Here is a 9,741-nt window from a genome sequence, read left to right on the forward strand (position 1 = left end):
TAAGCGCGGCTTATGACGCCGTTCAGTTCACCGTGGCGGGAAGCGTGATGGGCACCGGCCGTGTCAGCAGGTCGACGTACAGCTCGAAGAAGCGCGCGTTGTCGAACTTCTTCACCACGGTCATCTTCTGCAGCGTCGGGCCGGGCGGCTGCGACGAATAGCCGATGGAGCGGCCGTTGTCGGCGGCGCCCGGCTTGGCGATCACGTCGACGTAGCGGTCCACCGTCTGCGTGGCATAGCTCGAATCGATCAGGTAGGCCAGGGTGAGCGTGTCCCAGATGTTCTGCGTGTAGTTCGGATTGGTCTCGAAGCCGTTCTTGCCGTCGAAGCCGTAGCCGTTGAGCTTCTGGAACACGTCGGTCACGGCCGTGGGCTTGGCCGGGTGGGCGATGCGGTCATAGATGGGCTTGGTGAGGAACACGGTGTCGGTCACGTCCAGCGGCACCACCACCTGCGGGATCGGCAGCCGCACCACGAACTGCGCGGCATCGGGGTCGAACCACCAGTTGAACTCGGCGGCCTTGGTGGTGTTGCCGGGCACGTCGATGGCGCCGCCCATGTAGATGATCTTCTTGATGAGCGGCACGATCTCGGGGTTCTGCTTCACCGCGAGCGCGATGTTGGTGAGCGGGCCGATGGCCAGGATGGTGATCTCGCCGGGGTTGGCCTTCACGGTGTCGACGATGAAGTCGACCGCCGTCTTGCGCTGCACCACCGTGTGCTTCGCGAAGCCGTCCGGCGAGGGCTTGAGGTCGGCGTCGGTCTTGGGCTCGGGGCCGCCCCAGGCGCCGAGGTAGCCGTCGCCGCCGGCACCGGCGGCCATCTCGGCCTGGACGTCGGCATAGGTGTGGTTCAGCGCGTAGTTCGCGCCCGAGTAGATGCCGATGCGGTCGCCCACGCCCAGGCGCTCAACCGACATCAGCGCGTCGGCCACGCCCTGCTTCAGCCACTGGTTGCCCGAGACCACGCTGATGCCCATCACGCGCACCTTGCCCTCGGCCTGCAGCTGCGCGGCCATCACGCCGAGCTGGCCGTCGTCGCTCATGGTGTTGTAGTCGCTGTCGATGATGATCTTCTGCGGGCCGGCGCCGCCGCCTCCCGATCCTCCCCCGCCACCACCGCCCCAGCCCGGGCCGAGGCCGATGCCCGAGCCTCCGTTCCCGCCGCCTCCGCAGCCCGCCAACGTCGTGATGACGGCGATCAACATCGCCCCGATCCATTTGCGCATCGTCTCTCTCCTGGTACTAGGAAGTTGGTTCTCAGGTGGGGCAAGTCCTGCCGCTCCGAGATACAAACGTTTGCGCAAAGCTTTGCGCAAACGTTTCACCCACTCTACGGCGCGAGCGACAGGGGTGGCAAGCACCGGCGCTAGGGGTTTTCCGCGAGCCCGAAGGAGAGCCCGGGCCGCCTTTCAGAACAAGAACGGCTCGGGGCTGCGCAGAGCAGCTCGTGGGCGGGCAGCTCGCGAGCGGCTCAGGCCGGATCGGGCAGGCCGATCAGCCTGTTCTCGCGCAGCGGCGAGCGGCCCGGCAGATAGGGCTGCTCCGCTTCGGGCTCGGCCGCCTTCTCCAGGCCCTGGACGGTCGTCTTGGCGGAGACGGAGCATGAGCCCGAGCTGCGCAACGCGAGCGCCGCAGCGAGGCGCGCCTCGGCCTTGTCGCCGAGCTGGTGGTTGAAGTCGTCGGCCACGACGCAGCCGGCATTCGGTGCCATGCCGTCGCCGTAGTCGCCCTCGCCTTTCTGGTTCACGCCCTTGAACTGGATCGCGAAGTAGGTGGTGCCGCAGTTGTCCTGCGGATAGAAGCCGTAGGGCTTGCCGCAGGTGGTGCCGCCGACGAGGTTGACGGTGACGCCCACGCCGCGCAGGCTGTTGACGACGGACTCGCTCGCCGAGCAGGTGTCGGGGCCGGTGAGCACGGTCACGCGCGACAGGCCCAGCGTGGGCAGCGGCTGCCCGCTGCGGCTGGTGCTGACGAAGGGCGTCAGGGTCTGCGCGACGGAGAGCCGGAACGGGTTCTTGTCGTTGAACACCAGTTGCTCGAAGGTCTTGCCCGCGGTCACGGACGGCGAGGCGATCATGTAGGCCAGCCGGCTCGCGATGAGCAGCTGCCCGCCGCCGTTGTAGCGCATGTCGAGCACCAGGTCCTGGATGCCGGCGCCCTGCTTGAAGCTGTTGACGGCGTTGATGAGCTGCGTCTCCGACGTGGTGATGTGGTCGTTGAACAGCAGGTAGCCCACACGGCCGCTGCCGGTGTCGATGACCTGCACGTTCTGCACCGGCACGCTGGTGACATTGGCGGCCGTCAACTGCACCGGCGATTGCGCGACGCCGTTCACTTCGAAGGTGAAGGTGTGCGATTCGCCGACGGCCTTGGGCGACAGCGCCCCATTGATCGCGTTGACGTTGGCCGTGCCGGTGCTGTTGACGACGTCGACACCGTCGATGTTCAGGATCTTCGCGCCGCGTGCCAAGCCGGCAGTGTTGGCGGGCGAGCCCGGCTCGACGAGGGCGATGCGGATGTCGCGCGGCGGCGAGCTGCGGATCGCGGCCGTCTCCATGCCGTAGCCGGCGGAGACGCCGCCCTGCGTGAGCTGGCGGTAGGCCTCGGTGTCGTAGGTGAAGTGGAAGCGGTCCTTGGCGCGGCCCGAGGGCGTGGTGGCCGTCGTCTTGAGCACGTTGAACCAGGTGATGGGCGTGGCGTAGTCGGCGGCCTTGAGGGTGGTGGGCACTTCGCCGTACCAGAGGTAGGTTTCGTCGATCCAGCCGCGCACCCAGCTCTTCTCGTTGTCGAGCGTGCCGCTGCGGTCGGGATATGCGCCGCCGGTCTCGGGGTTGATGCCGGTGCGCGGCGACGCGCACAGGCCGGCCACGGTGGCCGAGGCTACGATGCCGCTGCCGGAACCGCTGCCATTGCCGCCGTCTCCGCTCGCAGGCGGGGGCATCGTGGTGGCGCCGGGGATCAGGCCGATCGGCAGGCCGCCGCCGCCCCCGCCGCCCCCGCCTCCTCCGCCGCCCCCACAGGCCGACAGCAGGGCTGCAGCCGCGAGCACGGCGCCGGCGGCGGTCCATGCGCCAGGACGCGGCAACCGCCGCGCGTCGTCGATCTTGCGAGACTCCAGCATGCGTTCTCCTCCTCATGTCCGTGTCCGCACCGGCGGACGGATGTTCTCGTTCTGCGCGGCGGCGGCGCACGCCGCCACAGGTGCCGCTACTGCACGAAGCCCATGCCGCGCGACTCGCGCACTTCGGGCTTGATGCGATGCTCGGCTTCGAGCTGGTCCAGGAACTCGCTCGCGGAGAACTCCACCGCGAGGATATCGGTCTGCCGTTTCACCGCCGCGAAATCGCCGGGGCACAACTGCCCCAGCGCCGCAAGCCGCGAGCGCATCGATGCCGTCATGAGCGCGGCATCGCCGGCAAGCGCCTCGGTGACGAACATGCGCTCGCGCTGCGTGGCCGTGAGCGGCATGAACTTGATCTTGAAGGTGAAGCGCCTCAGCGCCGCCTGGTCGAGCCGGTCGAGCAGGTTGGTGGTGCACACGAAGATGCCGTTGAAGCGCTCCATGCCCTGCAGCATCTCGTTGACCTCGGTGACCTCGTAGGTGCGCTGCGCGCCGCGGCGGTCCTGCAGGAAGCTGTCGGCCTCGTCGAGCAGCAGCACGGCCTTCTCGGCCTCGGCCTCGCGGAACATGGCGGCCATGTTCTGCTCGGTCTCGCCGACGTATTTGCTCATCAGGTCGCTGGCCTGCTTCACGATGAGCGGACGGCCCACCGCCTTGGCGATGTGCTCCGCCAGCGCCGTCTTGCCCGTGCCGGGCGCGCCGTAGAAGCACAGCGAGCCGTGGCCGCGCGCCTTCAAGGCCTCGACGATCCGCGGGATCTCGAAGCGGGTCTCGACGTTGAGCATTTCGAGGTCGTAGGTGGTGACGCTGCGGCGCTCGCCGCGGCCGGAGTCGGCGGTGCCGAGCGCCAGATCGGCATTGCGCAGCTGGCGCTCGATGAGCGCTTCCGTCGAGGCGCCTTCGGCACCGGCCAGTCCGGCGAAGCGCACCGCCGTGCGGATCTGCGCGGGCGTGAGCCCCTTGCGCTCCGCGAGCTTGGCGGTGAAGGCCTCGGACACGACGACGCCTTCGAGCGTCTTCTTCACGAGCTGCTCGCGCGCGCCGGGTGGCGGCGACTTGAGCTCGAGGTGATACGCGAAGCGGCGGCGGAAGGCCGGGTCGATCTGCTCGATGCGGTTGGTGACCCACAGCGTGGGCACCGGATTGGCCTCGAGGATCTGGTTGACCCAGGCCTTGCCGCTCACGCTGCCGCTGGTGGGCGCGGGGATCTGCTCGGCGCGCGCCATGAACTGCGCGGCCTCGGTGCTGATGGGCGGAAACACGTCCTCGACCTCGTCGAACAGCAGCGCGGCCTGCGCGCTGCCCTTGAGGAACACCTGCGCGATCTGCAGCGAGCGGTAGCGGTCGCGGCCGCTCAGCGAATTGCCGTCGCGGTCGGCGTACTCGACCTCGAAGAGCTCGAGCCCTGCGGCCTGCGCCACGACCTTCGCGAGCTCGGTCTTGCCGGTGCCGGGCGGGCCGTAGAGCAGCACGTTGACGCCCGGCTCCTTGCGAGCGACCGCCGCGCGCAGCAGCGTGACGAGCATCTGCACGTCTTCCTGCACGAAGGAGAAGTCCTGCGGCGCGAGCGCGCTCTTGGCGGAGGGGCGCGTGAACACGGCCATCAGCTCGTTGTGGTCGCGGTACTCGCGCATGAGCACCGGCGGCAGCTTCTCGCTGACCTTCATGAGATCGGCGAGGTCGGTGATGTTGTGCTCGGAGATGAGGTTCTCGACCAGCCCGATGCGCTCGAGCCTGGAGCCCGCGCGCAGCGCCTCGCCCACGTCGCTCGCACTCACGCCGGCGATGTCGGCGATGGCGGCGTAGGCTTCGGGCGCGTTGTTGACCTTGAATTCGACCAGCAGCGAGCGCAGGTCGCGCTGGTAGCGTGCGAGCGTGCCGTACAGCAGCAGCGCACGCTCGGCCTTGTTGAGCTGCAGCAGGCCCGCGAGCGCGTCGATGTTCTTCTCGACCAGCGTCGACTGCTTGCGAAGCGCGTGCGTGAGCCAGTCGCGCGTGACGGCCAGCACCGAGAGCAGGTCCTTCGGCTGGTCTTTCGCGTATTCGTCGAGATAGAAGAAGAGCGTGCCTTCCTCGTACGGGCCGCGCCACACGCCGTGGCGCTCCAGCAGCGTGCGGCCGTCGAGGTCTTCGACGCCCTTCCAGGCTTCATTGCCCGCGCAGCGCCGTCCGAGGAACTCGCGAAGCCGCTGCAGCACGGCAGCGGGCCATACGAGATGCCGCCCGGTGAGCGAGAGCAGGCCATTGATGTCGCGCCGCACGTTGAAGCGCGGGCCCTGCTTGGCAGCAAGCGTCAGCACGAAGTGCGAGCACATGAGCTCGAGCACCGGGGCTTCCTTGAGTCCGGGCGACGGCAATGCCTGCCCGCGTACCGCAGCAGCCACCACATCGACACCCGCACGCTTGGCCATCAGGCAACCTCCAACGAGGACAATTTCGGACAGACCATAACGCAGACTTTTGGCTTCGGGAAGACCGTGAAACGGGAAAAACCCTGATGGTTGCGATTCCAGCCACAATGCGCGCCATGGTCGGAATCCAGGAAATCGAACGCGCCGCGGCGCGCCTCCAGGGGCAGGTGCTCAACACGCCGTGCGTGGAATCACGCACCCTTTCGGAAATCGTCGGCGCCCAGGTGTTCCTGAAATTCGAGAACCTGCAGTTCACATCCTCGTTCAAGGAGCGGGGGGCGTGCAACAAGCTGGTCGATCTTTCCGAGAACGGTACACGCGGAGTGATCGCCATGTCTGCGGGCAACCATGCGCAGGGTGTGGCCTATCACGCGCAACGCCTCGGGCTGCGGGCGCTGATCGTGATGCCGCGGTTCACGCCCGGCGTGAAGATCGAACGCACGCGCGGCTTCGGCGCAGAGGTGGTGCTGCACGGCGACACGCTGGAAGCCGCCCGCACCCATGCATTCGAGCTTGCGCAGCGCGAGGGACTGACTTTCGTGCACCCCTACGACGACGAAGCGATCATCGCCGGCCAGGGCACCGTGGCGCTGGAGATGCTCGACGCCGTGCCCGATCTCGACGCACTGGTGGTGTCGGTCGGCGGCGGCGGGCTGATCGCTGGCATGGCGGTGGCCGCGCGCGAACGCAAGCCGGACATCGAGATCGTCGGCGTGCAGACCACGCGCTTTCCGGCGATGGTCAACGCAGTCAAGGGTACACATCATGCGCAGGGCTCGAGCACCATCGCCGAAGGCATCGCGGTCGGTACCCCCGGCGTGCTGACGCAGCAGATCATCGCGAGCAAGGTCGACGACCTGCTGCTGGTGGACGAAGGCGACATCGAGCAGGGCGTGCTGATGCTGCTCGAGATCGAGAAGACCCTGGTCGAAGGCGCGGGCGCCGCCGGGCTCGCCGCGCTGATCCGGCACCCGGAGCGCTTCCGCGGCAAGCGGGTGGGGCTGGTGCTGTCGGGCGGCAACATCGATCCGCTGCTCTTGGCGGCCATCATCGAGCGAGGCATGGTGCGGGCCGGGCGGCTGGCGCGCATCCGCGTGAGCGCACGCGACGTGCCGGGCTCGCTGGCCCACATCACGGCCACTGTGGCCGAAGCGGGCGCTAACGTCGACGAGGTTCACCATCAGCGCGCCTTCACCATGCTGGCGGCGCAGAACGTCGATGTCGAGCTGGTGCTGCAGACCCGTGGACGCGCCCATCTGGCCAGCGTGCTGGCCGCGCTGAAGGACGCCGGGTTCGAGGCCGAAGAGCAGCATTGAGCTGCAAGATCAAGCCCGGAATGCCCCATTCGGGGGCTCGCATCCCCCTAGACCGGCTGCCGGCGGCCCGCCGGTAAAATGCCATCAGTTTGTCAATTGCGTATTCGAGGAATTTCCCGATGTCCAATCCCACTCCCGTCGAGCCGAGCCATGGCGCGGCCGTCGAACAAGACGCTGTCGAGTCGGTCGTTCACCTGATGCCGCTGGTGCTTCCGCTGGCCGGCGGCGTGCTGATGCTGCTGCTGGCATCCATCGCCGTCTACATGGCCTGAAGCTGACGTGCGTTAGCGCCTTTGTCCGCGGGCGGTGCGGCCCGCGCCGACGCAATCTCCCGAAGCGAAACGTTTTCTCAAACGGACCTCCGTGCCTGAGCCGGCACGGCGTCCCGTTCGGAAAGACGATTTTTCAACTTAGGAGATTTTCCGATGAACGCACCCACGATGAAGGGCCTCACCATTCAGGCGCCCTCATACGTCAAGAACGCAAAGCTGATCGCCTGGGTGGCCGACATGGCCGCGCTGTGCAAACCCGAAGCCATCCACTGGTGCGACGGAAGCAAGGAAGAGTACGACCGCCTCTGCCAGCAGCTGGTCGACGCAGGTACCTTCAAGAAGCTCAACCCCGCCAAGCGGCCCGACTCGTTCCTCGCGCTGTCTGACCCGAGCGACGTGGCGCGCGTGGAAGACCGCACCTACATCTGCTCCGAGCAGAAGGAAAACGCCGGCCCCACCAACAACTGGATGGCCCCGGCCGAGATGCGGGCGACCCTTCAGCCGCTGTTCGATGGCTGCATGAAGGGCCGCACGATGTACGTCGTGCCCTTCAGCATGGGACCGCTGGGTTCGCCGATCGCCCACATCGGCATCGAGCTTTCCGACTCGCCCTACGTCGCGGTCAACATGCGCATCATGACCCGCATGGGCAAGGCCGTTTACGACGTGCTGGGCGCCGACGGCGAATTCGTGCCCTGCGTGCACACCGTGGGCGCCCCGCTCGAGGCTGGCCAGAAGGACGTGGCCTGGCCGTGCAACAAGACCAAGTACATCGTCCACTATCCCGAGACGCGCGAGATCTGGAGCTATGGCTCCGGCTACGGCGGCAACGCGCTGCTGGGCAAGAAGTGCTTCGCGCTGCGCATCGCTTCCAACATGGGTCGTGACGAAGGCTGGCTGGCCGAGCACATGCTCATCCTGGGCGTGACGAATCCCGAAGGCAAGAAGTACCACGTGGCGGCAGCGTTCCCCAGCGCCTGCGGCAAGACCAACTTCTCGATGCTGGTTCCGCCGGCGGGCTTCGAAGGCTGGAAGGTCACGACGATCGGCGACGACATCGCATGGATCAAGCCGCAGGCCGACGGCACCCTGCGCGCGATCAACCCGGAGGCCGGCTACTTCGGCGTTGCGCCGGGCACCAACATGCTGACGAACCCCAACTGCATGCGCAGCCTGGACCAGGGTGTGATCTTCACCAACGTCGCACTGACGGACGATGGCGACGTCTGGTGGGAAGGCATGGAGCAGGACGCCCCTGGCAAGGCACTGCCGGCTCACCTGATCGACTGGCAAGGCAAGGACTGGACGCCGCAGATCGCCAAGGAAACCGGCGCGAAGGCCGCCCATCCGAACGCCCGCTTCACGGTCGCCGCGACCAACAACCCCGCGCTCGACGAGGCATGGGACGACCCGAAGGGCGTGACCATCGACGCTTTCATCTTCGGCGGACGCCGCTCGAACACCGTGCCGCTCGTGACCGAAGCCCGCAACTGGGTTGAAGGCGTCTACATGGCGGCGACCATGGGCTCCGAGACGACTGCTGCCGCAGCTGGCCAGCAGGGCGTCGTCCGCCGCGATCCCTTCGCGATGCTGCCCTTCATGGGCTACAACATGAGCGACTATTTCCAGCACTGGCTCGACCTGGGCATGAAGCTCGAGGCGTCAGGCGCCAAGCTCCCGAAGATCTACACGACCAACTGGTTCCGCAAGGGCGCCGACGGCAAGTTCGTCTGGCCCGGCTATGGCGAGAACATGCGCGTTCTGAAGTGGATGATCGATCGTGTCGAAGGCAACAAGACTGAGGGCGTGGAGCACATCACCGGCATCAGCCCGCGCTACGAAGACCTCAACTGGACTGGCTTGAACTTCAGCGCCGAGCAATTCGCTACGGTGACCAGCATCGACAAGGCGGCTTGGCAGGCTGAACTGAAGCTGCATGCCGAGCTGTTCAAGCAGCTGGAGCACCATCTGCCGAAGGAGCTGCCGGAGACGAAGGCGGCTATCGAGCAACGCCTGGCTGCTTGATACCAAGCTGCTTCAAAGCAAAAAAGCCCGATGGAGTCTCCATCGGGCTTTTTTTATTTTTCCTCGGGCTTTCAATAGATGAACTCGATTCAGCCAATCATTGCCCTCGAAGAGGCCTGACTGGAATACCTGGATGCGCCAGACAGCCTATCTCAAGGCGATCCGATCAAGGTTTTCCGGCAGTATTGAACTGGATCGCTTGGCGGATGGTGTCTTGAGAGCTGACTACCGTAGGTGCAGTCAGATGAAGGGTTCGATTCTTCGCAATTGCTAGCACTCGGCATCGCTGGATTTAGCTTTGCAGCTAGCCCGAGATATGTTGAAGGAGTTGGTAGCTGCGGGAGGTGCCGAAGTGGAGGCGGAGGTTGTGCGCAACCGGTGATGCGCCTGTTCTTTTTCTTTTTGCTGCCCGTAAAAGCAAAAACCCCCGCTCAGATTGAGCGGGGGTTTTTGGGGCTGTAAGAGCCTGACGATGACCTACTTTCACACGGGAACCCGCACTATCATCGGCGCTGAGTCGTTTCACTGTCCTGTTCGGGATGGGAAGGAGTGGGACCAACTCGCTATGGTCATCAGGCATAAAGGGTTGTCTGA

General features: G+C 66.2%; 6 protein-coding genes and 1 rRNA gene. 3 read left to right on the forward strand and 4 right to left on the reverse strand.

Translation table 11 applies throughout. The annotated features are described in order from the left end of the window. Window positions 1-22 precede the first annotated feature (22 nt). The 3 genes from G369_RS0133590 to G369_RS0133600 all read right to left on the reverse strand — a co-directional run bounded on the left by G369_RS0133590 (window position 23) and on the right by G369_RS0133600 (window position 5,534). Window positions 23-1,228: a nucleoside hydrolase gene (locus G369_RS0133590; protein WP_019658463.1), complete on the reverse strand. Its 1,206-nt coding sequence runs from the start codon at window positions 1,226-1,228 to the stop codon at window positions 23-25. 245 nt (window positions 1,229-1,473) lie between these two features. After that, window positions 1,474-3,123 (reverse strand): S41 family peptidase, encoded by a 1,650-nt coding sequence (locus G369_RS0133595; RefSeq protein WP_019658464.1) that lies wholly within the window; start codon window positions 3,121-3,123, stop codon window positions 1,474-1,476. An 86-nt stretch (window positions 3,124-3,209) separates the two neighbouring features. After that, window positions 3,210-5,534, reverse strand: coding sequence for an ATP-binding protein (locus G369_RS0133600; protein ID WP_019658465.1), 2,325 nt, complete (start codon window positions 5,532-5,534; stop codon window positions 3,210-3,212). A 116-nt stretch (window positions 5,535-5,650) separates the two neighbouring features. On the opposite strand from G369_RS0133600, the gene G369_RS0133605 reads away from it, so the two are divergent. The 3 genes from G369_RS0133605 to G369_RS0133615 all read left to right on the forward strand — a co-directional run bounded on the left by G369_RS0133605 (window position 5,651) and on the right by G369_RS0133615 (window position 9,147). Next, window positions 5,651-6,850, forward strand: coding sequence for a threonine ammonia-lyase (locus tag G369_RS0133605; protein WP_026346853.1), 1,200 nt, complete (start codon window positions 5,651-5,653; stop codon window positions 6,848-6,850). A 119-nt stretch (window positions 6,851-6,969) separates the two neighbouring features. Continuing rightward, window positions 6,970-7,122, forward strand: a complete 153-nt coding sequence (locus G369_RS39180; protein WP_019658467.1) for a hypothetical protein — start codon at window positions 6,970-6,972, stop codon at window positions 7,120-7,122. A 153-nt stretch (window positions 7,123-7,275) separates the two neighbouring features. Continuing rightward, window positions 7,276-9,147 (forward strand): phosphoenolpyruvate carboxykinase (GTP), encoded by a 1,872-nt coding sequence (locus G369_RS0133615; protein ID WP_019658468.1) that lies wholly within the window; start codon window positions 7,276-7,278, stop codon window positions 9,145-9,147. A 464-nt stretch (window positions 9,148-9,611) separates the two neighbouring features. On the opposite strand, the gene rrf is transcribed toward G369_RS0133615, so the two are convergent. Continuing rightward, window positions 9,612-9,724, reverse strand: a 5S ribosomal RNA gene (gene rrf, locus G369_RS0133620). Window positions 9,725-9,741: the final 17 nt, after the last annotated feature.

This window comes from Variovorax atrisoli 110B, assembly GCF_000382045.1.
In the GTDB taxonomy this organism is placed as follows: domain Bacteria; phylum Pseudomonadota; class Gammaproteobacteria; order Burkholderiales; family Burkholderiaceae_C; genus Variovorax; species Variovorax atrisoli.